This window comes from Mesorhizobium sp. LNHC232B00, assembly GCF_000502435.1.
GTDB lineage: Bacteria > Pseudomonadota > Alphaproteobacteria > Rhizobiales > Rhizobiaceae > Mesorhizobium > Mesorhizobium opportunistum.
In genome coordinates this window covers 1-21,952 of record NZ_AYWP01000055.1, presented here as the reverse complement: position 1 = coordinate 21,952, position 21,952 = coordinate 1, and the positions used below count along the sequence as shown (strand labels likewise).

Annotated in this window: 26 protein-coding genes; 14 read left to right on the top strand and 12 right to left on the bottom strand. The window is 63.5% G+C overall.

The window, feature by feature from the left end; genetic code table 11:
• Positions 1-225 (top strand): helix-turn-helix transcriptional regulator (locus X743_RS0137595; RefSeq protein WP_031258822.1); only part of this gene is annotated, 225 nt, incomplete at its 5' end.
• A gap of 83 nt (positions 226-308) precedes the next feature.
• Here X743_RS0137595 and X743_RS138540 read toward each other — a convergent pair.
• Positions 309-647, bottom strand: a complete 339-nt coding sequence (locus X743_RS138540) for a hypothetical protein (protein ID WP_156934576.1) — start codon at positions 645-647, stop codon at positions 309-311.
• A 318-nt stretch (positions 648-965) separates the two neighbouring features.
• Between X743_RS138540 and tauA the strand changes: the two genes are divergently transcribed.
• The 4 genes from tauA (at position 966) to X743_RS138560 (ending at position 4,050) form a co-directional block, all read left to right on the top strand.
• Positions 966-1,979, top strand: a complete 1,014-nt coding sequence (gene tauA / locus X743_RS138545; RefSeq protein ID WP_023769305.1) for a taurine ABC transporter substrate-binding protein — start codon at positions 966-968, stop codon at positions 1,977-1,979.
• A 213-nt stretch (positions 1,980-2,192) separates the two neighbouring features.
• Positions 2,193-2,984: a taurine ABC transporter ATP-binding protein gene (locus X743_RS138550; protein WP_023769304.1), complete on the top strand. Its 792-nt coding sequence runs from the start codon at positions 2,193-2,195 to the stop codon at positions 2,982-2,984.
• Complete coding sequence (locus tag X743_RS138555; protein ID WP_023769303.1) at positions 2,981-3,841, top strand: ABC transporter permease subunit; 861 nt, start codon at positions 2,981-2,983, stop codon at positions 3,839-3,841. The genes X743_RS138550 and X743_RS138555 overlap by 4 nt, the downstream gene beginning before the upstream one ends.
• Positions 3,842-3,861: 20 nt before the next feature.
• Positions 3,862-4,050 carry a hypothetical protein gene (locus X743_RS138560; RefSeq protein ID WP_031250443.1) on the top strand — a complete coding sequence of 63 codons (189 nt, stop codon included), beginning with the start codon at positions 3,862-3,864 and terminating at the stop codon, positions 4,048-4,050.
• A 236-nt stretch (positions 4,051-4,286) separates the two neighbouring features.
• On the opposite strand, the gene X743_RS1000000173120 is transcribed toward X743_RS138560, so the two are convergent.
• Positions 4,287-4,484: a hypothetical protein gene (locus X743_RS1000000173120; RefSeq protein WP_023769301.1), complete on the bottom strand. Its 198-nt coding sequence runs from the start codon at positions 4,482-4,484 to the stop codon at positions 4,287-4,289.
• Positions 4,485-4,793: 309 nt separating this feature from the next.
• Between X743_RS1000000173120 and X743_RS138570 the strand changes: the two genes are divergently transcribed.
• The 4 genes from X743_RS138570 (at position 4,794) to X743_RS138585 (ending at position 8,127) form a co-directional block, all read left to right on the top strand.
• Positions 4,794-5,159 carry a septal ring lytic transglycosylase RlpA family protein gene (locus X743_RS138570; RefSeq protein ID WP_023769300.1) on the top strand — a complete coding sequence of 122 codons (366 nt, stop codon included), beginning with the start codon at positions 4,794-4,796 and terminating at the stop codon, positions 5,157-5,159.
• A 230-nt stretch (positions 5,160-5,389) separates the two neighbouring features.
• Positions 5,390-6,667 carry a polyhydroxyalkanoate depolymerase gene (locus X743_RS138575; RefSeq protein ID WP_023769299.1) on the top strand — a complete coding sequence of 426 codons (1,278 nt, stop codon included), beginning with the start codon at positions 5,390-5,392 and terminating at the stop codon, positions 6,665-6,667.
• A gap of 243 nt (positions 6,668-6,910) precedes the next feature.
• Positions 6,911-7,531, top strand: coding sequence for a transglutaminase-like cysteine peptidase (locus tag X743_RS138580; protein WP_031258820.1), 621 nt, complete (start codon positions 6,911-6,913; stop codon positions 7,529-7,531).
• Positions 7,532-7,887: 356 nt separating this feature from the next.
• The gene (locus tag X743_RS138585; protein ID WP_023769297.1) at positions 7,888-8,127 is read left to right on the top strand and encodes a hypothetical protein; all 240 of its coding nucleotides are present in this window, start codon (positions 7,888-7,890) and stop codon (positions 8,125-8,127) included.
• Positions 8,128-8,217: 90 nt separating this feature from the next.
• Here the strand turns inward: X743_RS138585 and X743_RS138590 are convergent, their stop codons facing one another.
• Genes X743_RS138590 through X743_RS138605 form a run of 4 tightly spaced genes read right to left on the bottom strand, consistent with a single transcriptional unit; the run spans position 8,218 to position 10,996 of the window.
• Positions 8,218-8,586, bottom strand: coding sequence for a helix-turn-helix transcriptional regulator (locus X743_RS138590; RefSeq protein ID WP_023769296.1), 369 nt, complete (start codon positions 8,584-8,586; stop codon positions 8,218-8,220).
• A 25-nt stretch (positions 8,587-8,611) separates the two neighbouring features.
• Positions 8,612-9,157, bottom strand: a complete 546-nt coding sequence (locus tag X743_RS138595) for a Smr/MutS family protein (RefSeq protein WP_031258817.1) — start codon at positions 9,155-9,157, stop codon at positions 8,612-8,614.
• Positions 9,154-10,263 (bottom strand): murein transglycosylase A, encoded by a 1,110-nt coding sequence (locus tag X743_RS138600; protein WP_023769294.1) that lies wholly within the window; start codon positions 10,261-10,263, stop codon positions 9,154-9,156. Before X743_RS138600 ends, X743_RS138595 begins: the two co-directional genes overlap by 4 nt.
• 22 nt (positions 10,264-10,285) lie before the next feature.
• Complete coding sequence (locus X743_RS138605) at positions 10,286-10,996, bottom strand: Tim44/TimA family putative adaptor protein (protein WP_013892098.1); 711 nt, start codon at positions 10,994-10,996, stop codon at positions 10,286-10,288.
• 199 nt (positions 10,997-11,195) lie between these two features.
• On the opposite strand from X743_RS138605, the gene X743_RS138610 reads away from it, so the two are divergent.
• The 3 genes from X743_RS138610 (at position 11,196) to X743_RS138625 (ending at position 14,681) form a co-directional block, all read left to right on the top strand.
• Positions 11,196-11,696, top strand: coding sequence for an FxsA family protein (locus X743_RS138610; RefSeq protein WP_031258814.1), 501 nt, complete (start codon positions 11,196-11,198; stop codon positions 11,694-11,696).
• A 424-nt stretch (positions 11,697-12,120) separates the two neighbouring features.
• A complete protein-coding gene (gene secB, locus X743_RS138615; RefSeq protein WP_023769292.1) occupies positions 12,121-12,627 on the top strand; it encodes a protein-export chaperone SecB in 507 nt (168 codons plus the stop codon).
• Positions 12,628-13,040: 413 nt separating this feature from the next.
• Positions 13,041-14,681, top strand: a complete 1,641-nt coding sequence (locus X743_RS138625; RefSeq protein WP_031258812.1) for an ABC transporter substrate-binding protein — start codon at positions 13,041-13,043, stop codon at positions 14,679-14,681.
• On the opposite strand, the gene X743_RS138630 is transcribed toward X743_RS138625, so the two are convergent.
• The 6 genes from X743_RS138630 to lepA all read right to left on the bottom strand — a co-directional run bounded on the left by X743_RS138630 (position 14,678) and on the right by lepA (position 20,093).
• Entirely contained in the window at positions 14,678-14,881 is a 204-nt protein-coding gene (locus X743_RS138630) for a hypothetical protein (RefSeq protein ID WP_023769289.1), read from the bottom strand. The genes X743_RS138625 and X743_RS138630 overlap by 4 nt on opposite strands.
• A 541-nt stretch (positions 14,882-15,422) precedes the next feature.
• Positions 15,423-15,518 (bottom strand): hypothetical protein, encoded by a 96-nt coding sequence (locus X743_RS1000000172600; RefSeq protein ID WP_023769288.1) that lies wholly within the window; start codon positions 15,516-15,518, stop codon positions 15,423-15,425.
• Between the two features lie 784 nt (positions 15,519-16,302).
• On the bottom strand, positions 16,303-16,401 hold the full coding sequence (locus tag X743_RS1000000171715) for a hypothetical protein (RefSeq protein ID WP_023769287.1): 99 nt from the start codon (positions 16,399-16,401) through the stop codon (positions 16,303-16,305).
• Between the two features lie 95 nt (positions 16,402-16,496).
• Positions 16,497-17,009 carry a hypothetical protein gene (locus X743_RS1000000173110; protein WP_023769286.1) on the bottom strand — a complete coding sequence of 171 codons (513 nt, stop codon included), beginning with the start codon at positions 17,007-17,009 and terminating at the stop codon, positions 16,497-16,499.
• A 147-nt stretch (positions 17,010-17,156) separates the two neighbouring features.
• A complete protein-coding gene (locus X743_RS138640; protein WP_023769285.1) occupies positions 17,157-17,990 on the bottom strand; it encodes a hypothetical protein in 834 nt (277 codons plus the stop codon).
• 297 nt (positions 17,991-18,287) lie between these two features.
• Positions 18,288-20,093: a translation elongation factor 4 gene (gene lepA / locus X743_RS138645; RefSeq protein WP_023769284.1), complete on the bottom strand. Its 1,806-nt coding sequence runs from the start codon at positions 20,091-20,093 to the stop codon at positions 18,288-18,290.
• Positions 20,094-20,301: 208 nt separating this feature from the next.
• Between lepA and X743_RS138650 the strand changes: the two genes are divergently transcribed.
• Both X743_RS138650 and X743_RS138655 read left to right on the top strand, forming a co-directional pair.
• Entirely contained in the window at positions 20,302-21,366 is a 1,065-nt protein-coding gene (locus tag X743_RS138650; RefSeq protein WP_031258810.1) for a TadE/TadG family type IV pilus assembly protein, read from the top strand.
• 92 nt (positions 21,367-21,458) lie between these two features.
• Positions 21,459-21,830: a DUF559 domain-containing protein gene (locus tag X743_RS138655; RefSeq protein WP_023769282.1), complete on the top strand. Its 372-nt coding sequence runs from the start codon at positions 21,459-21,461 to the stop codon at positions 21,828-21,830.
• Positions 21,831-21,952 lie beyond the last annotated feature (122 nt).

Here is a 21,952-nt window from a genome sequence, read left to right as displayed (position 1 = left end):
GTCGCCGCGCTGTTCGGCCTGACGCCGGCCGAGGCGCGCGTCTTCGAGCAGATCGCGGCGGGCCGCACGGTTGAGGAGACCTCCGATGTTCTCAACATCGGGCGCAGCACAGTCAGGACGCATCTGCTGCGGCTGTTCGAGAAGACCGGCGTGCGGCGGCAGGTCGAGCTGGTTCAGCTCGCCGCGTCGCTCGCGTCGCCCATGGCTGGTGTGGCGTTGCTATGAGCAGACCCGGGCCGTAGGAGACATATGGCGCGGGCTGGTTTCCAGCCAGCAAAGAACTCAAGCGGCCGTTACGAGAATTCATTTCAACCGGGCAGTCCGATCCGCAGACCAACGTGCTCGATCACGCTGGCAAGCGTCGTCTTTTTGATCTCAAGCGAAATTTTCGTCTTCGCGCGCGCAGCCGGGATGAACAATTCTTCCTCGCTGTATCTGCTCAGGAACTCCGCCACGGCCGATAATTCGGCGCCCTTTACGCAGATGTTTATGATGCTGTCAGCCGCCCGCTTCGTCGTTCTCTCGGATAAGATCTGCAAGGGGCCGCAAGTGCAGTCACAATACCCTTCATCGTAGTGATAAATACAAATACAGTGCTGGTATTGGGGACAAATTGTATTGCATTCACAATCATCCTCAACTGTCATCGTATTCTCCAAACAATTTATGGGTCCCATCGGATCGGGGGACAGAGGTGGACCGCAGACCAACATGAAAAGGATTTCGCGTCGTCCACCGTTCGGTGGACAGCGGCGGCTCAAGTTCGATGATTTCGCTGCCCGAGGCAGTGTCGCGATGTGACGACGGGCGCGCCACAGCCTCCCTTTCCGCTTCGGCACCCCGCCACCGATAGCTTTTTTCCAACAAATCTGCCTTCGTTGGAAGGATTTAACTCTACAAAAACGATAGAATTAGCGGACTATCATGGGGCAATCCGGTTTTTTCGTCTTTCATGGAGCCCTTTGATGTCCACCATTTCGCGACGCATCCTTCTCCTGTCGTCGGCCGCCCTTGCCGGCGCCGCCTTCCTCAGCCCGGCCTTGGCCGAAGATTTGAAGATCACCATCGGCTACCAGACGGTGGTCGAGCCCTCCAAGGTGCCGCAGGCCGATGGCGCCTATGAAAAGGCCACCAAGGCCGCCATCGACTGGCGCAAGTTCGATTCCGGCGCCGATGTCATCGCCGCGGTCGCTTCCGGCTCGGTCGACATCGGCTATGTCGGTTCGAGCCCGCTGGCGGCGGCGGCCAGCCGCGAACTGCCGATCCAGACCATCTTCGTCGTCGGCCTGATCGGGCAATCCGAAGCGCTGGTCGCCCGCAACGGCGCCGGCATCGAGAAGGTCGCCGACCTTGCCGGCAAGAAGGTCGCCGTGCCCTTCGTCTCGACGACGCATTACAGCCTGCTCGCCGCGCTGAAGCATGAGAATGTCGATCCGAAATCGGTCGAGATCCTCAATCTCAGGCCGCCCGAAATCGCCGCTGCTTTCGCACGCGGCGACATCGATGCCGCCTATGTCTGGGATCCGGCGCTCGGCCAGATCAAGACGTCGGGCAAGATCGTGGTGGACTCTTCGCAGGTCGCGGCCTGGGGCGCGCCGACCTTCGACGCCTGGATCGTGCGCACCGACTTCGCCGAGAAGAACCCGGAAGCGGTGCGCGACTTCGTCAAGGTGACCGGCGCTTCCTATGCCGAGTACCTCGCCAAGCCGGACACCTGGTCGGCGACGTCGCCGCAGGCCGAAAAGATCGCCAAGCTCACCGGCGCCAAGCTGGAAGAAGTGCCGGAGCTCCTGAAGGGCTATGTCTTCCCGACATTGGAAGAGCAGGCCTCCGACAAGTTCCTCGGCGGCGGCACCGTCAAGGCGATCGCGGCGGCGTCCGCCTTCCTCAAGGAGCAAGGCAAGGTCGACGCCGTACTGCCGGACTATTCGAAATACGTGACATCGAAATACGTCACCGAGGCGCAGGCCTCGAACTAGAGCAGTCCACCGTTTAACGGAAACGGTGAACTGCTCTAACTCTTTGTTTTGACGCAATTCCGGACGGAAAACCGCTTCACGCTTTTCCTGGAATTGCTCTAGCGCTCAACCAGACACGCGCGCTTCTTCCCGACGCTGCGTGTTGCCTGTCCCGAAACCGCTGATGAAATGGATTTCGGGGCAGGCGGATTTCCTTCAAATCGGCGAGGCACCATGCCGCATCTCGTGCTCGACCCCCATCTCGTACTGGACAAGATCTCGGTCCACTATGACGGCCAGCCGGCACCGGCCGTGGAGCGGGTGTCGATCGACGTCGCCAAGGGCGACTTCGTCGTCCTTGTCGGCCGTTCCGGCTGCGGCAAGACCTCGCTGCTGAATGTCGCGGCCGGCCTGGTCGCGCCGGCGCGCGGCACGGCCACGATCGATGGCCGTCCGATCGCGGCGCCCGGTTCGGACCGGGCGGTGGTCTTCCAGAACGATGCGCTGTTCCCGTGGCTGACCGCGCGCGAGAATGTCGCCTTCGCCCTCAGGTTGCGTGGCGTGCAGCCGGCGGAGCGGGCACGGCGCGCCGATGAGCTTCTGGCGCTGGTGAAACTCGACGGCGCTGGCGACAAGCACATCTGGGAGCTTTCCGGCGGCATGCGCCAGCGTGTCGGCCTGGCCCGGGCGCTCGCCGCCGAACCCGAATTCCTGCTGCTCGACGAGCCGCTCGGCGCGCTCGATGCGCTGACGCGCGAACGCGTGCAGACGACGCTGCTCGATCTCTGGACGGCAAGCGCGGCCGGCGTGCTGATGGTGACGCACGGCATCGAGGAGGCATTGGTGCTCGCCACCCGCATCGTCGTGCTGGCGCCCGGACCGGGCCGCGTGGTGCGGACCTTCGAGCCCGGCTTCTCCAGGCGCTACACGTCGGGCGAGGCCATCCGCGCCATCAAGGCCGATCCGGCCTTTGCCGCGGCGCGCGGCGAACTGACCGACGCCATCTTCGAAGGAGAGACGGCATGACCATTTCCTCCTACAGCGAGCGGCCCGGCTCCCGCATCGACGAGGCTGACGGCCTGTCGGTGCCGTGGTCCAGGCCGAGCCCGAAGCGGACAGGCGTCTCGGCCCGCATCGTCAGTGCGGTCACCATCCTGGCGGTGCTGGCTCTATGGGCGCTGTCGGCCCGCCTGCAGCTGGTGTCGCCGGTGTTCCTGCCCTCGCCGCTCGCCGTGTGGAACAAGTTCATCGTCGTCATCAGGGACGGCTTCGTCGACGCGACGCTCGCCCAGCATGCCGTCGCCAGCCTTGGCCGGGTGTTTGCCGCACTGGTCGCGGCCATCCTCGTCGGCGTGCCGGTTGGCCTTGCCATCGGCATCAGCACGGTCGGACGCGGCATTTTCGATCCCTTGCTGGAATTCCTGCGGCCGACCCCGCCGCTCGCCTACTTGCCGCTGGTCATCATCTGGTTCGGCATCGGCGAGCCGTCGAAGATCCTGGTGATCGCAATCGCCATGCTGGCGCCGGTGGCGTTGTCGACCGCCTCGGGCGTTCGCGGCGTCTCGCAGGAGCGCATCAACGCGGCGCGTTCATTGGGTGCCACGCGCGCGCAAGCGGTCCGCCACGTCATCCTGCCCAGCGCGTTGCCCTCGATCCTGACCGGCCTGCGCATCGCGCTCGGCGCCGGCTGGTCGACGCTGGTCGCGGCCGAACTGGTGGCGGCGACGCGCGGGCTTGGCTTCATGATCCAGTCGGCGGCCCAGTTCCTGGTCACCGACGTGGTGGTGATGGGCATATTGGTGATTGCCGCCATCGCCTTCGTGCTCGAATTCGCCATCCGCAGGATCGAGCGTGTGTTCGTCCCGTGGGCGGGACGCGAATGAAAAGCGAAAGGAGAACGACGATGACCCATTCCACCGCCGTGCTGTTCGCCCATTTCGGCAACTGGCTGCTGGGCCTAGCGTCCAACGTCGAGGAGGCCAGGCGCGACGCCCCCCGCTCGCCCGCACCCGTCCGGCTCCAGCCCGGGCGCGACCGCTTGCCGCCACGCGACGAAAGTTTCTACTGGGCCTGGCAGTATTGGTCGCAGTGAGGGGGAACACACCAACGCAGCGATGATGACGGGCGTCGCGTTCCGTCGCGCCCCCCTCTGCCCTGCCGGGCATCTCCCCCTCTAGTGGGGAGATTGGCAGTTTCGGCCAAGCTGCCTTTCAACGCTGAAGATTGGTGAAAGTGGGCATGACAGCCGATCTCCCCCCTTGTGGGGGAGATGTCCGGCAGGACAGAGGGGGGCGCCCACACTCGTTCTGCAACGCAGTCTGCCGCAACTTACCCCCGCCGGTTCGCCCACACCAGGCCGGCCACGCCCACCAGCATGGCGGCGATGCCGATATAGAGCCATTGCGACTGGCCGGTCATGAAACTGCCGCCGAGCACCCCGATGCCTTGCAGCGACCACAGCGCACCGATGGCCAGTACAATCAAGGCCAGCAGATTTTTGGCCAGCAGATTTCTGGTCAGTCTCATTGACGGGTCTCGCTTTCCCAGTCGATCGATTGCGGCGCCGTGACCGCGATGAAAGAGCCAAAGGAAATGGCTCAATCCTGATGATTTCTACTTGGAGATTAATCCCGGATCTTGTCAAACGGATCTCGGATATCAGCGAAAAGATCGTCGCGAATTGATCAAATCTCGCCAAGAAATCCCTGACAGACTGTTACCTGGCGACTCCAAACGTGTGCTCTCGCCATGGAACTGCCAGATGACTGCCGCATTTCCTGCCTTATTTCGCACCTAACGGCTGGGGTCTGTCAAAAACGGAGCCTTCCCCCAAATATGAAGAACACAAAACAGACCGCGCTTGTCGCGGTAACGATCGCTGCTGGCCTGATGGTCGGCGCTTCCGCAACCTCGGCGACCGCTGCCGCTCAGTGTGGCCGTGCCTCGTGGTATGCCCTGCACTCCAGGACCGCATCGGGCGAGCGTATGAACCCATCGGCGCTGACCGCGGCCCACCGCACCCTGCCTTTCGGCACCAAGCTGCGGGTGACCAACAAGAACAACGGCCGCAGCGTCGTCGTGCGCATCAACGATCGCGGCCCGTTCATCAAGGGACGCGTGCTCGACCTGTCGAAGGGCGCGGCCGGCCAGCTCGGCTTCATCGGCTCCGGCCACACCGCCGTCTGCATGGCGCGCGTTTGAGATATCCGGGTCCGGCACAGGCCGGGCCCAGCGAGCCCCCGCCTTCGCAGCCGCACACTGAGCCGGCTCGCCCCGTTCAGGGCGGATTCCCAAGCCTTGGACGAAAGAAGAGCATAGATCACGCCACGTGACGTATTGCATCGCAGCAATTAGTTGTTAACTTCGCCGCGAGACATTTAGGCTCGGCGCTGCTCGTCGTCCCTTCGGTCGCGGCAGCAGCGAGGTTCTCGATGTTCTACCAGCTCTATGAAATGAACCACGCCGTCCTGCAACCCGCGCGTCTTTACGCAGACGCGGTGCGGCTGTTCTACTCCAACCCGCTCAATCCGTTTTCGCACACGCCCTGGGGCCGTTCCATCGCGGCGACTGCCGAACTATTCGAGCGCACCACGCGCCGCTACGGCAAGCCGGTCTTCGGCCTCGACAAGACCGTGGTCGACTGGAAGAGCGTCGCGGTCGCTGAAAAGACCGTCTGGTCGAAGCCGTTCTGCAATCTCGTCCGCTTCGAGCGCGCGGTTCCCGCCGGGCGCCGGCCGGATCCGAAGCTTCTGATCGTGGCGCCGATGTCGGGCCACTACGCGACGCTGCTGCGCGGCACTGTCGAAGCCATGCTGCCCTACGCCGATGTCCACATCACCGACTGGGTCGATGCCCGCATGGTGCCGCTGGCCGACGGCAGCTTCGATCTCGACGATTATATCGACTATGTCATCGACATGCTGCACACGCTGGGTCCGGACACCCATGTGATGGCTGTATGCCAGCCTTCCGTGCCGGTTCTGGCCGCGGTGGCGCTGATGGAAGCCAAGGGCGATCCTTTCGTGCCCTCGACCATGACCCTGATGGGCGGCCCGATCGACACCCGCCGCAACCCGACCGCGGTCAACCTGCTGGCGGAGGAAAAGGGCATCGACTGGTTCCGCGACAATGTCGTTATGCAAGCGCCCTGGCCGGTGCCCGGCTTCGGCCGCGAGGTCTATCCGGGCTTCCTGCAGCTCTCCGGCTTCATGAGCATGAACCTCGACCGCCACATCATCGCCCACAAGGACTTCTTCATGCACCTCGTGAAGCATGACGGCGACAATGCCGAGAAGCACCGCGATTTCTACGACGAATATCTGGCGGTGATGGACCTGACGGCGGAGTTCTACCTACAGACCGTCGACACCGTCTTCGTGCGCCATGCCTTGCCCAAGGGCGAGATGACGCATCGCGGCACCAGGATCGATCCGTCCGTCATCCGCAACGTCGCTTTGTTCACCGTCGAGGGCGAGAACGACGACATATCGGGCCTCGGCCAGACCAAGGCGGCGCAGGATCTGTGCGTCAACATCCCGGCCGACAGGAAGGCGCACTACATGCAGCCGGCGGTCGGCCATTACGGCGTCTTCAACGGCTCGCGCTTCCGCTCCGAGATCGTGCCGCGCATCGTCGATTTCATCACCAGCTATGGCCGCCAGACCCGAGTCGCGGTCAAGCCGAAGCTGGTCCGCACCGCCAAGCGATAGGAAATCGCGGCAAGACCGTTGACCGGTTTTGCCTCCGCAATGCTTCAAAAGACGAAAAAAGCGGCAGCGGCCGCCGGAATCCGGACCAATAGGCGCAAAAGCCGGCCACAAGCCCGGTTCTGTTGCACAATAGACGCTGTTCCTCCCCGCGGGTAACCATGCTGCAAATCAGACTGTCGTCGTAATTGACACGGACTGTAAATCGCCCTTAACTTTTCGTTAACAACAGGGTGAGCGGGGACAATGAATTCCTCAACGATGGCGCGAAGGCTGCGCGCGTGCGTGGCAGCAGCCGGGCTGGCAGTAATGGGAGGCTGGGTGGCGCCGGCTTTGGCGGCCGGAGCAATGGCGACGGGGGGCCTTACCTCGCAGCCGATCGGCCACTACGATTTCTGCAGGCTGTATCCCGGCGAATGCTCGATCCGTCCGCCCAGGCTGGCGCCCGCCGCCTTGACCGACGGCTTGATGCGCAAGCTGGCCAATGTCACCTCCAGGGTCAACGCCGCCGTCAAGCCGATGAGCGACATGGACATCTACGGCAAGGACGAGGTCTGGGCCTATCCCGACAAGGGCGTCGGCGATTGCGAGGACTATGTCTTGGAAAAGCGCCGCCAGCTCTCCCGCATGGGCGTCTCGCTGGCCAACCTCCTGATGACCGTGGTTCGCAAGCCCGACGGCGAAGGGCACGCCGTGCTGACGGTGCGCACCGACGGGGGCGACTACGTGCTCGACAATCTGACCGACAAGGTCAGGCCATGGGACCAGACCGGCTATCGCTTCCTCAAGCGGCAGGCGATCGACAACACCGGCCGCTGGGTCTCGATCCGCGGTGGCCAGCAGGTCCTGGTCGGGTCGGTGCAGTAGGTTTCGCGGTCCTCCTGGGTGGTCGCACGCCTTGCTTCGTCATCTAGGGCGCAACAGTCGCGAAGCGACGTCGCGGAGCCCCTTGGATCCATGCCGTGATACCAAGGCAGGACCCGGCGGCGCAGGAACAGGCGCCGGCGTGCTGCCATCGCCAGATTCTGCATCGCTGCGGCGCTCGCAGTTCGCGGCATGGATCCTCGGGTCTGCGCGTCCGCTTCGCTCCCGCTCCGCCCGTGGATGACGAAAGCGGGGAGGCTTCTCGAGCCGTTACAAAAAATCCTCCGCACCTCCATGAACCATTTCGGTCCGGCCGGCGACACACAGCCGTGAACCGAAACCAACCATGGAGACTTCAAATGACTGCTTTTCTGCGTAACACCCTTCTCGCCACGGTCGCGCTGTCGGGCCTGGCCGGATCTGCTCTGGCCGACCAGACCGTCAGCTGTGCCAACACGAAGACCAACGACGTTTGGGCCGGCCGCTGTTGCGGCGCCGGCACATCGGAATGCCTGGGCGGCGGCAATGGTGGCCGTGACCATCAAGGCAATGGCGGCAGGGGCGGCAATGGCGGCGGCAGCACTGCCGGCAAGAATTGATCTCGCTACAGCGCCTGCGGCTGTCGCCGGCGGGCGCTGTTTTGCGTTGAGACGAATGCCCAGCCCGCCTCGGAATCCCTGCAAAACCCGCTACGGTCGCCGGCCGAGCGCCGTTCTGATCGATGCGGTGATGTTGCGCAGCTCTGTCTCGTCGAGCTTTTCGATGTTCTCGGCCAAAAGGTTGGCGAGTTCGGTGGCGGCCGGGCTCAGGCCCGACGTGTCGAGCCTGACACGCGGATGCGAGGCCTCGGCCAGCCGCGCCAGCTCCTCGGCATCGTCCCAGATGATGTTGAAATAGCCGATGATCTTCTGGATCAGCGTCCAGGTCGGCGCGCCGCGCCGGCCGTGCTCGAGCGCCGACAGATAGGCCGCACTGACGCCGATAGCCGCAGCCATATCCTTCTGGCTGACGCCGCGCTCGCTTCGGAGCGCCCGCAGCTTCTCGCCGAACGGGGTCATGCACCAGGCCTCGTGGCCTCGGGCCTCACGAGCGCACCCGCCGCAGCCTGATATAGAGCGCGCCCGAACCGCCATGGTTGCGGGCCGCATGGTCGTGGCTGGAGACCAGCGGCCGGAATGCCGGCGTCGACAGCCAGGCCGGCACCGCGCGCCGCAGCACGCCGTCGCCGCCGGAAGACGACCCCTTGCCGGTGATGACCAGCACATAGCGGATTCCGCCGGCATGCGCCCGATGCAGGAACGAAAACAGCAGCGAATAGGCCTCGTCCTGCGTCATCCCATGCAGGTCGACGCGGCCCTCGATCGGCAGCCGGCCCTTCGACAGTTTGTCCAGCGTCGGGTCGTCCAGGCGGTGCGTGACATGCTGTGGCTTCGGCTTTGCCGCACCCACCGCATTGGCGGCGGGCTGGGCCGGTTGCGACGGCGTTGGCTTGGCTTCAAGCGCAATGTCTGGAATGTCGACGGCGGTTCTGCCCTTCAGCGGCTTGGCGGAGCGCGCCACCAGGTTCCACAGCACCCGGTCGTCCTCGCTCAGTCTATCCCTATTTGGTTTATCTGGGCGCTTGCTCATCGCGCCCCCTCGACCAGCGGTCGCGGCACCAGCGCAAAGAAGTCGGCGGCGTTGCGCACCACGCCGGCGATCTCGCCGGCGGCATCGCCCGAACCGGCGAACAGATCGCCGCGCGCTGGCCCGGTGATGGCCGAACCGGTGTCCTGCGCGATCATCAGCCGCCGGAACGGTCTTGTGTCGAAGGCGGTGAGCGTCGGCGCGTCGATGTAGAAGGGCGTGCCGAATGTATGCAGCAGCCGGTCGACGGCGATCGAGCGGCCCGGTGTCAGCGGCACCTTGGCGGCGGCGATCGGGCCAAGATCAGCGTCATCCACCGCTGCCTCGCGGAAGAAGATATAGGAGCGGTTCTGCCACAGGATTTCGTCGACACGGTCCGGATGCGCCTTGAACCAGGCGCGGATCGACTGCATCGTCACCTCGGCGAGCGGGATTTCGCCCAGCTCGCTCAGGATCTTGCCGGGCCCGGTGAAACGCTGGCCGGATTTGGCCGCATAGGTGACGCGGCAAAGCCGGCCGTCGGTCATGGCGAGCCGCGCCGCCCCTTGCACATGGACGAAGAAGGCATCGACCTGGTCGGCGAGCCAGGCGATCTCCAGCCCTTGGCCTGCGAGCGCACCGCGCTCGATGGCGCCACGGTCGAAATATTCAGCCAGCCCGTCCGCCGTCCGCCGCGCGAAGGCGAGATATGGGTCCATGCCGTCAGGCCGATGGGCGTCGTCGACATCGACGAGATCGGCCGGCCGCGACATGAGCGGCACGGAAAAGCGCTGCGTTCGCACTGGCGACGCCTCGACCTGCGGCTCGTAGAAGCCGGTGACGAGGCCGGTCTCGGCCCGCACCAGCATGGGGACGAAATGGCGTTCGAAGAACGTGCGGGCGAAGAACGCGCGGGCCTGCGCCCCGCTCGGCGAAGAGGCGCCGCGCGCCTCGGCATAGGCCTCCGCGAAAGCGCCGAAATCGACGCCGAGCGCACCGCTCCGGTAAGGCTTGGTCAGGACGTGGAAGGCGGAACGGCGAAAGGCCTCGAACGCCGGCAGATGGTCGTCGTCGCCCCAGCCGGGGAGATCATCGAAAGACTTTGCCGAAAAGAGAGGCGATAGCGACACCGGAGCCCGCCGTTGTTAGGGCTCAGTCTTCTTCTTCGGTGGCGACGAGCTTCCAGTTCGGATCGCGCGAGCGCGTGTCGCGGGCGAAGGTCCAGACGTCCTTGACCTCGGCCACGGTTTCGGGATCGCCGTCGATGACGGTGCCGGCCTTGTCGCGCGTCGCCGAGATCAGCTCGCTGATGATGCGCAACGTGACATGCGCCTCGCCGCCCTTCATCTCGGCCGACACGATATCGGCCTTGTCGATGCCGACGAAGGACGACTGGATCTTCTCCGACTTGGCCTCGCGCTCGCCGATCGCGGCGACGAAGCCGTCGAAAACCTCGCGCGACAGAAGGTTCTTCAGCGTTTTGCGGTCGCCATCGGCATAGGCCATGACGATCATCTCGTAGGCCATCTTGGCGCCGTCGACGAAGCCCTTGGGATCGAAGGACGGATCATTGTCCTTGATCGTGCGCAGGCCCTTGTTGAGGTCGGTGTCCGGCTTGGCGAAGGCATCGATCGCCGCATAGGCGTCGGGTGCGGCCGGCTCGCCCGGCAGCCGCTTGCGCGGCAGCGACACGACGTTCTCGGGCTTCTGGGCGGCGTCCTTGTCACCGGTGCGCGCCGCCGTATAGGGATCGAAAGGCGGCCGCTCGCTACCGGTCCGACGGCCCAGCACATTGCGCAGCTGGAAGAAGATCACCACCGCCGCGATCAGGAAGAAAATCGTGCCGAAGTCGAAGAATCCCATGTCTTCCGCCAATCAATCCCTGCCTCGTGGCCGGACCGCCCGGCCCGGAGCCGACGGTCGCATAGCGTTCATTATCCAAAGCATATAGAACGCAAGGCGCAATCATTCAAATCAAAGGCAGGCATACCTATCTAACAGCCCTAGTGCCAGCGGCGATTGGTCGCCGAGGGGACAAAACAATCGAATGGTCGGTAAAGACTTGCGCATTTCGCTGCTTCCCTTCTTTCTCCTCGCACTTCCGCTGCTGGAAATCGCCGGTTTCGTCGTCGTCGGCCGTGAGATCGGCGCGCTGGCGACGGTCGGCCTGGTGCTGGCCTCGAGCCTCGCCGGCGTGCTTTTGCTGCGGCACCAGGGTTTTGGGGTGATGTCGCGCATCCGCACCGAGATGAACGACGGCCATGATCCCAGCCGCCAGCTCGCCCACGGCGCCATGATCGTGGTCGCGGCGATCCTCCTGATCATCCCGGGTTTCATCACCGACATCATCGGCCTGCTGCTCTTCCTGCCGCCGGTGCGCGACCTTGCCTGGAGCCGGCTCAAGGGCCGCATCGTCGTCGCCACCAATTTCTCGGCCGGCGGCTTTCGCGGACGCCAGCGCGACAAGGTCATCGACCTCGACGACGGCGACTATTCGCGCGAGGACGATTTGAAGCGCGGCCCGGATCACAATTCGCCCTGGCGGCGGCTGAAGGATGATTAGGGCGCTGTTCCTGCCTGTCCCGAACGTTAGCGCTGCCCCTCATTGCCCTGCCGGGCATTTCTCCCCGTAAACGGGGCGAAAGAAGCTAACCTCAACGCCGCCGACAATTGGCGAAATCGGCGGTCCAGCGTCCTTCTCCCCGTTCACGGGGAGAAGATGGCGGCAGCCAGATGAGGGGCNATTGGCGAAATCGGCGGTCCAGCGTCCTTCTCCCCGTTCACGGGGAGAAGATGGCGGCAGCCAGATGAGGGGCGGCGCTGACCTCTCAGAACGATTCTCCAACGCAAAACCGAAGCCAACCGAGCCCAAAGGCAATCGCCCCGCACCCGAAGGCGGCAAACCTTGTCTTGTCATGCCGACCATGGTAGCGAACGCCCGATTTCAATTCGGTCAGCAACGCTGCCCAGGCAAAAGGAAAAGGCTCATGGCCAGCAATGATGACGCGCCGGTCGGCGCGGCCAACGGAAACGGCAATGCGGCGCAGCAGCCGTCGCTCAACGTCCTGGCCCAATATGTGAAGGACCTGTCCTTCGAAAGCCCCGGCGCGCCCAATTCGCTGCGCGGCCGCGACAAGGCGCCCGGCATCGCCATCAACGTCAACGTCAACGCCAATCCGCTCTCCGAAAAGCAGTTCGACGTCAATTTGACGCTGAACGCCAAGGCCTCCTTCGACCAGGAAGTGCTGTTCAACGTCGAGCTGGTCTATGGCGGCGTCTTCGCCATTTCCGGCTTCCCGCAGGAGCACATGCTGCCGATCCTGTTCATCGAATGCCCGCGCCTGCTGTTCCCCTTCGCCCGCCAGATCATCGCCGAGGCGACCCGCAACGGCGGCTTCCCGCCGCTGATGCTCGACCCGATCGATTTCGCGCAGATGTTCCAGCAGAAGATGGCCGAAGACCAGGCCGCCGCTTCGAAGACCCAGGTCAGCTGATTTCAGCCTGAACGGACGTTTTGAAAAACCCGGCCTCGCGCCGGGTTTTTTGTTGGGCGCTACCTTGCAAGGCCCGGCGGGACAGCGCCCCCCTCTGCCCTGCCGGGCATCTCCCCCTCAAGGGGGGAGATTGGCAGCTCCGGCGCGACGCTCATTTCTGCAGCGTTGCAGATTGGCGAAACCAGAAACGACATCCGATCTCCCCCCTTGAGGGGGAGATGTCCGGCAGGACAGAGGGGGGCGCCGTAGAACTCGACGTCGGACACCCCCTGCGGAGCACCGCATAACTCCTGCGGATTCCAGAACACTCCCCAGCGTCACCCAGCCCTATCATTCCCCCAGCAAATGGCGCCCCCGGCGGTCGCGGCCCCGCGTTGGCGACCGCCGGAACGCTCAACAACAGGGGAATGACGATGAAATTCATGCTGACCGACCGCAAACTGCACCCGCATGCCGGGCCCGTCGCCGACGATTTCAGGAAGGGCGGCATCAACCGCCGCGAATATTTCGCGCTGATGGCCGGCCTCGGCGTTAGCGCCGCCGGTGCGCTGGCGCTCGGCGGCCTCACCGCCACCCCGGCCCGCGCGGCCGAGCCGAAAAAGGGCGGCACCTTGCGTGTCGCCATGAACGTCAAGGGTTTCAAGGACCCGCGCACCTTCGACGGCGTGGAGATGTCCAACGTCGCCCGCCACTGCAACGAATATCTGGTGCGCTGGAACACCGATTTCTCGTTCGAGCCCTGGCTGCTCGAAAAGTGGGAGATGAGCGACGATGCCAGGACGCTGACGCTGCATGTGCGCAAGGGCATTTCCTGGTCGAACGGCGACGCCTTCAACGCCGACGATGTCGTCCACAACCTCACCCGCTGGTGCGAGGCCGGTGTCGCCGGCAATTCGGTCGCCGCGCGCATGGGCGCGCTGGTCGATGCCGACACCAAGAAGGTGGTCGATGGCGGCATCGAGAAGGTCGACGACTTCACCATCAAGCTCAACCTGCCCAAGCCAGACATTTCGCTGATCGCCGGCATGGCCGACTATCCGGCGCTGATCATGCACCGCTCCTATGACGGCGACGGCGACCCTATGAAGGCGCTGGCCATCACCACCGGCCCCTGCGAGCTGGTGAGCTGGGATGCCGAGACCGGCGCCGAGGTGAAGCGCAAGGACAAACCCTGGTGGAAGGGCGAATTCTGGCTCGACGGCATCAAATGGGTCGACTACGGCTCCGACCCCAACGCCATGCTGTCGGCGTTCGAATCCGGCGAGATCGACACCGACCACGAAACCGCCTCCGATGCCGTCTCGCAGACCGAGCAGATGGGGCTCAAGAACTCCGAGATCGCTACCGGCTCCACCATCGTCGCCCGCTTCAATGTCGGCAACGCGCCCTATGAGGACGTCAAGCTGCGCCGCGCCGCCCAGCTCGCCGTCGACAATTCCGCCGTGCTGAAGCTCGGCCTCGACGGCCGCGGCAAACCCGCCGACAACCACCATGTCGGCCCCATGCACCCCGAATATGCCGATATCGGCCCGGCCAAGCGTGATGTGGAGGCGGCCAAGAAGCTGCTGGCGGACTCCGGCAAGGCGGACCACGAATACGACCTCATCTCGGTCGATGTCGAATGGCAAAAGAGCACCGGCGACGCCATCGCCGCGCAGATGCGCGAGGCCGGGCTGAAGATCAAGCGCACCGTGCTGCCCGCCGCCACCTTCTGGAACGACTGGAGCAAATACCCCTTCTCCTGCACCGAATGGCTCGGCCGCCCGCTCGGCGTCCAGGTGCTGGCGCTCGCCTACAAGTCGGGCGCCGCCTGGAACGAAAGCGCCTATGCCAACAAGGAGTTCGACGAGCTGCTCGACAAGGCGCTGGCCACCCCGGACGCCAAGGCGCGCAAGGAGATCATGGCCGGCATCGAAAAGAATTTGCGCGATTCAGGCATCATCATCCAACCCTACTGGCGCTCGGTCTACCGCACCTACCGCAAGGGCGTCGAAGGCTGCGAACAGCACCAGGCGCTGGAACAGCATTTCGAGAAGGTATGGATCGAGTCTTAGCATCGAAGACCATTCCAGCTCGCGCCCCCCGGCGCCCGGGCCGGCTGATTGCCGCTGTTGCGATGGCGCCGGATTTCCGCCCGGCGCCAGCCGCCGGATCGCCGCGCCGAAAACGGCGCGATCACAGCGAAAATGTTGCTGGACGCGCGGATCTCGACGGGCGGGGGAAGCGGGAAGCTGGCGAGAAGCGCCGCCAGCATCGGACTTTGCCGACTGCATTTGGCCCAGTCACCGATTGGGGAAATGGCCGGCGCGATGCCGTTGTGACAATTGCCTGAGCCCCGCGCCGGCCACCCAGCGACCTTGTTCAGGTCCGCCGCCCGATTTGTGTACCGATCCCCTATTGCACGAGCAACCGAGCCGGGAACTTGGTACGGTTTCGTACCGTCGTGTTGGATTGATCTTGGGAGAGCGCTCGGGCGGCGCGGGCGGTGAAGGTCTTCCCTTCCCCCCTTTGTGGGAGAAGGTGGATTGCCGCGAAGCGGCAAGACGGATGAGGGGTGTTCCAGTTTGGCGATACGTCAACGGTAGTGCCCTGAAGCAAGCAGAACTTTTACCGCCTCACTCCGCTGGAGCACCCCGTCTCGGCGCTGCGCGCCGATCCACCTTCCCCAAAAGGGGGAAGGAAGGCGCGTCAGCGCCCTACTTGATATGTTGCGTCAGCCGCCTGAAGCGCTTATCGCTCGAATCGTCGGCGGCAGCGCGGGGAAGTCCGCCCGGGAAGCCCTCCTGCGGACTCTATTACCCACACGGTTGCGAGATCGGACAGGCTATGGCCGTCACGGCCGAGAGCTTCTCGCGCTTGTTCAGCGACGGCTTTTCATAGATCTTTTTCATGGATAATCCCCTAGCCCCCAATGGCCGGCGCTCAATGACGCCGGTATGGAGCTGATGTCAATGCGGGGTGGACGCGGATTGGGCGGTGCGGCGGCGAAGCGCGTTCCTCCCTTCCCCCCTTGTGGGGGAAGGTGGCCTCGCGAAGCGAGGTCGGATGAGGGGTGTTCCAGCTTGGCGCTACCGTCAGACAATCACGAGATCGAACCAGAAAAACACCAACGCCTCACTCCGCCGGAGCACCCCTCATCCGTCTCGGCGCTGCGCGCCGATCCACCTTCCCCCACAAGGGGGGAAGGAAGACCCCTCAANAGGGCCGTCACGGCCGAGAGCTTCTCGCGCTTGTTCAGCGACGGCTTTTCATAGATCTTTTTCATGGATAATCCCCTAGCCCCATGGCCGGCGCCCAATGACGCCGGTATTCGCGCGATGTCAATGCGGGGTGGATGCCGGATCGGGCGGTGCAGCGGTGAAGCGCGTTCTTCCCTTCCCCCCCTTGTGGGGGAAGGTGGCCTCGTGAAGCGAGGTCGGATGAGGGGTGTTCCAGCTTGGCGATACCGTCAAACAATTACGAGATCGGACCAGAAAACACCAACGCCTCACTCCGCTGGAGCACCCCTCATCCGTCTTGCCGCTCCGCGGCAATCCACCTTCCCCCACAAGGGGGGAAGGGAAGGCGCGTCAGCGCCCTGCCTTGATACGTGGCGTCAGCCCCGCCTGAGCGGTCATCGCTGGGATAACCGGCGGCAGCGCGGGGAAGCCCGCCCTGGAAGGCCTCCTGCGGACTCTATTTCACGCTGGGTGGCGAGCTCGTGCTGGTCAGGGCCGTCACGGCCGAGAGCTTCTCGCGCTTGTTCAGCGACGGCTTTTCATAGATCTTTTTCATGGATAATCCCNGTGGAGTTTCCCTGGAGCACCCCTCATCCGTCTCGGCGCTGCGCGCCGATCCACCTTCCCCCACAAGGGGGGAAGGAAGACCCCTCAACGCTCATCCCTCAGCAGCGTCCAGATCCACCCAACAAAAGTCAGCACCAGGAACGGATAGCCGGCGGCGGGCAGCGGCGCCGAGGTCGGCAGCAAGGGCGCGCCCCAGAGGATCATGCAAGCCGAGACGACAAACAGCACGGCGGCCACCAGCGCGGTGAGCCGCATCCACAGCGCAAATGTCCTGGGCGCGCTGACCATGACCAGTGCCGCCGCCCAAAGCGAGATGCCGCCGACATAGGAAGGCACGCTGGCCTCCAACCCCGCCGCATTGCCGGCCATCAGCAGCGTCTCGCCAGCCAGGAAGGTCAGGAAGCCCGCGGCGACACAGTCATTGCCCAGCCGCTGGTATTTCATGGTCAGCAGCGCGGTCGCCACCACGAGTGCCGCGCCGTCGATCGTCCAGAGTGTTTCACGCAGCGGCGCGCTGGCGACGAAAGTGCCGGCAAGGCCGAAGGCGCCGCCGGTGGCTAGGGCGAGAGCGGCGATGGTGTCGGAGGTGGTGCGCATGTGATGTGTCCCCAAGCGGGGGCGAGGATACGCCAAGGTGGAGCGAACTCAAACGGTAGGTCGCTGTCCACATCATTTTTGAAGACGGTGAGGGGGACATGATCGTCAAGGATGCTCCGCAATGGCACGGAACGAGCTAATAGAGCGCTACGGGTTCATTTCACCAGTTCGCCACGGAATCGTTTCTAGAAATTTCGGTCTGGCAGATTTCATTCCGGCTGGTAGAGCAGGGGCGCCGCCGGCTACGGGCATCGTGTCTACAGTCTCCATCCGCAAGAAGCCATCATTGGACACGTAAATGCAAAAAGACTTCGTCACAGAAGCCATGGCATCCGCGGTCACTCTGATCGTCAGCCAGTGCGGGAAAAGAGTTTTGGGCAGTTCATGAAAGACCTTCTCGGAAGCTGCTGTTGCGTACTGCATGTTCACAAGGCTGCCGGCCACTTCATCCAACGCGACGATATCAATGCTGGCCTTGTCGTCTTTGCCGTTTAGCTCGAAAGTTTGGGCGAACGTATGCTTTCCTGTTTGAGAATGTCTCTCTCTGCTGAGGCGGAACAGCATACCAATTTCAGTCGCTGCCTCACCGCGTCGGTTGATGAATTCGGTCATTTTGACTCGACAGTTCTTTAGATCGCCGTCCGAAAGGTTGGTGAGCGTGACAGAGTAGAACCGTAGAGCCAGGTTGTTGCCACGTATCTTCGGCATAGTAGATTCTACAGGGTCACTAATTTCGACTCTGGGTTTTAGAGCGGCCTCTAATTCGTAGGCGCGGTGGAACAATCTGAGGAACACGATGCTAGCAACGATGGCCGCCGTCACCCCTACGACACTGTACGCCGGATAGCTGATCTTAATTCCGAATTCGCTGGCTAGCCACGTCAACATGAGCGGCACGACCAAAACGATAGCCTGATAAATTCGAGGGGCAACGCCTAGATCGCGCCACAAAACGCCCCAGAGAAATCGTATCCGCCCCATACGCGATCCATATCAAACCGCCTCCGATTCGTCACGGGTTTTGGCAAAAACCGCGACAAGCGAACCCGCTAAGGCATGGAGTGCTATTCCTCGAAAGGTCTGTTCAAAGGCGTGGCAAGCGAGCTGGACGGTGGGATACCTAGATTCTTGATACCCCGGGCGTAGCTAATTCCACAGCGCAGCGTCAGCGCCGCGCTGGCGGGGGGCCCGCTGCCTCCGGCAGCTCCCCCGCTTTCGAAGCCTGTCATCGATCCACCGGATCGATGACTTGGCGCACTCTGCGCGCCAACCGGCTTCTCAATCACCCATCTTCAGCGCCTGAATAAACGCCTCCTGCGGAATATCCACTTTCCCAAACTGCCGCATCCGCTTCTTGCCTTCTTTCTGCTTGTCCAGCAGCTTGCGTTTGCGCGAGACGTCGCCGCCGTAGCATTTGGCGGTCACGTCCTTGCGCAGCGCCGAGATGGTTTCGCGGGCGATGACCTTGCCGCCGATCGCGGCCTGGATCGGGATCTTGAACAGATGGTGCGGGATCAGCTCCTTCAGCTTCTCGACCATCTGCCTTCCGCGCTTTTCCGCCGCCGTGCGGTGCACCAGCATGGAGAGCGCGTCGACCGGCTCCTCATTGACCAGGATCGACATCTTCACCAGATCGCCCTCGCGATAGTCGGTCAGGTGATAGTCGAACGAGGCGTAGCCCTTGGAGATCGATTTCAGCCGGTCGTAGAAATCGAAGACCACTTCGTTGAGCGGCAGATCGTAGGTCAGCATGGCGCGTTTGCCGACATAGGAGAGGTCGGCCTGGATGCCGCGCCGGTCCTGGCAGAGTTTCAAGATGCCGCCGAGATAGTCGTCGGGCGTCAATATCGTGGCGCGGATCCACGGCTCCTCGATGGCCGAGATCTTCACCACGTCGGGCATGTCGGCCGGGTTGTGCAGCTCCTTCATCGAGCCGTCATTGAGCAGCAGCCGGTAGACGACCGAGGGCGCCGTGGCGATCAGGTCGAGGTTGAACTCGCGCTCCAGCCGCTCCTGGATGATTTCCAGATGCAGCAGGCCAAGGAAGCCGCACCGATAGCCGAAGCCGAGCGCGGCACTGGTTTCCATTTCGTAGGAGAAGGACGCGTCGTTGAGGCGCAGCTTGCCGACAGCGGCGCGCAGATCCTCGAAATCGGCGGCGTCGACCGGGAACAGGCCGCAGAACACCACCGGCTGCGCCGGCTTGAAGCCGGGCAGGGCATGGCCGGTCTGGCGCTTGTCCTCGGTGATGGTGTCGCCGACGCGGGTGTCGGCCACTTCCTTGATCGAGCCGGTGAAGAAGCCGAACTCGCCGGGGCCAAGCTCGTCGACATTGATGCGGGCGGGGGTGAACACGCCGGTGCGCTCGACAAGATATTTGGCGCCGGTGCCCATCATGCGGATGGTCTGGCCCTTCTTCAAAACGCCGTCGATGATGCGCACCAGCACGATGACGCCGAGATAGGCGTCGTACCAGGAGTCGACCAGCATCGCCTTCAAGGGAGCGTTCGCATCGCCCTCGCGCGGCGGCGGCAATTGGTGGACGATCGCTTCCAGCACATCGGGAATGCCAAGCCCGGTCTTGGCCGAGATCAGCACGGCGTTGGAAGCGTCGATGCCGATCACCTCCTCGACCTGCTCGCGGATGCGCTCGGGCTCGGCGGCCGGCAGGTCGACCTTGTTCAGCACCACGACGATCTCGTGATTGTTGTCGATCGCCTGGTAGACATTGGCGAGCGTCTGCGCCTCGACGCCCTGGCTGGCGTCGACCACCAGCAGCGAGCCCTCGCAGGCGGCGAGCGACCGCGACACTTCATAGGCGAAGTCGACATGTCCGGGCGTGTCGATGAGGTTGAGGATATAGTCCTCGCCATTCAAGGCGCGGTATTTCAGCCGCACCGTCTGCGCCTTGATGGTGATGCCGCGCTCACGCTCGATATCCATCGAGTCCAGCACCTGCTCCTTCATGTCGCGCAGCTCCAGCCCGCCGGTGGACTGGATCAGGCGGTCGGCCAGCGTGGATTTGCCATGGTCGATATGGGCGACGATGGAGAAATTGCGGATGTGGTCGAGGGGCGTGCTCATGCCGCGCGCTTTAGCAGGGGCGGCCAGCGGCGGCAAGGCTTGCGGGCCAAGGGCTGCCCTGTCGATCACAAAGCGGTGAGCCGCGCCAAAAAGCCCGCAATACCGGCCCGGCGGCCAGGAATGCTTAAACTTTGATCTATCGCGTTAGACCTTGGTTTGCGGGCTGCGTGGTACCTGCGCAGCTTCTAATGCCTTTGGGGGTTGCGAAATGCGCAGGGTTGCCAGCGGGTTCGCCCGTTCACGCAGCGGGTCGATGATGCCGCTGTTCTTTCTCATGCTGGTGCCGATCATATCCGCCGTCGGCTTCTCGGTCGACTATACCAGCGCGGTCCAGACCCGGTCCAACCAGCAGCAGGCGCTGGATGCGGCGCTCCTGTCGGTCACAACCATGGATACCACCTCGACGCTGGCGCAGCGCCAGGCGGCGCTGCAGGATTCCTTCATCGCCAACGGCGGGGAAGGCACCGCGACGCTGAACAGCTTTGTGGCTGGTACCGCCACCGCCGCCACCACCGCCCGGGCCACGGCAAGTTTCGCCATGCCGACCATTTTCATGAAAATCGCCCGGATCGACACCGTGCCGGTTGCCGTCCTGTCGGCGGTCAGCAAGCCGCCGTCGCTGGTAAACGCGACCTTCAAGGTCACCGGGGTGTCGGGTTACTGGAACAAGACGATGACGCTCTACGGCACGCAATTCGGTGCGGCGGTAGCCAAGCCGCTGATGACGGTTGCCTATACCTATGGCAACACCAAGGACCCCAAGGGCTACGGCACCACCAACGTCAGCGTCCTCACCACCGATTCAACGGGGAAGACCGTCACCACCTTGGTTCAGAACCAGGTCTGCACCGTCGGCAACAACCCGCCCAACGGCGTGACCCTCAAGACCGACGCGAGCGGCACGAAATATTACTGTGTCGATACGATGTACCCGGCCAATAGCGCCGGCGCGGCGGTCGATGTCAGCACGATGGGCGGCCTCTATCTGCAGATGGACGTGCCGTCGGGTAACCCGAAGAAGCTGATGTCGAACGATCCGGCGACATCCAACCGGCTCTATAATGGGGCATACGCGAACAGTCTGACCGAGACCGCGACCGGTCAGACCGTCGATATCTTCAGCATCGTGCCCTGCGGCGCGACAAGCTATCAGGCCTGGGAAGACGGCGGCAACACGGTCCCGGCGCCTGTCAGCAACGCCGACTTCTTCTACAACGTCACCGGCAAATGCGACTTCAACAAGCGGCCCTCGGCCACGGCACTGACGCAGTAGGAAACAGCCGATCTTCCCCCTCGAGGGGGGAGATGGCCGGCAGGCCAGAGGGGGGCGCTGGACGGAGCGCTGCGTCGGGCTAATCTGGCGCCATGCCGCATCAACCCGTCGCCCCCGCCAAACGCAAGTTTGCCCGTTCGCTCCGGCGCGACATGACGGAAGTGGAAGCCAAGCTCTGGCGGGAACTACGCGACCGCAGGCTCGATCGGATAAAGTTCCGGCGTCAGGTGCCTATCGGAAAATATGTTGCCGATTTCGTTTGCCCTGAAGCTCGGCTGATCATCGAGATCGACGGCAGCCAGCACGCGGACTCGGATACCGACCGGATCCGCAAGACCGAGCTCGAGGCGAAGGGTTTTCGCATCTTGCGCTTCTGGAACGACGATGTCCTGAAGGACATGAATGCTGTCTGCGACACGATTATCGCCTACGTGCGGGACAGGAGTTTGCAGCCTTGGCGATAGGAGCGTTCTTCCCTTCTCCCCTTGCGGGAGAAGGTGGCCTCGCGAAGCGAGGTCGGATGAGCAACCGTGCCTCAGACCGAAGCCGGATCCAAGGTTTGTCGTCCCGGATCATGGCATTGAGG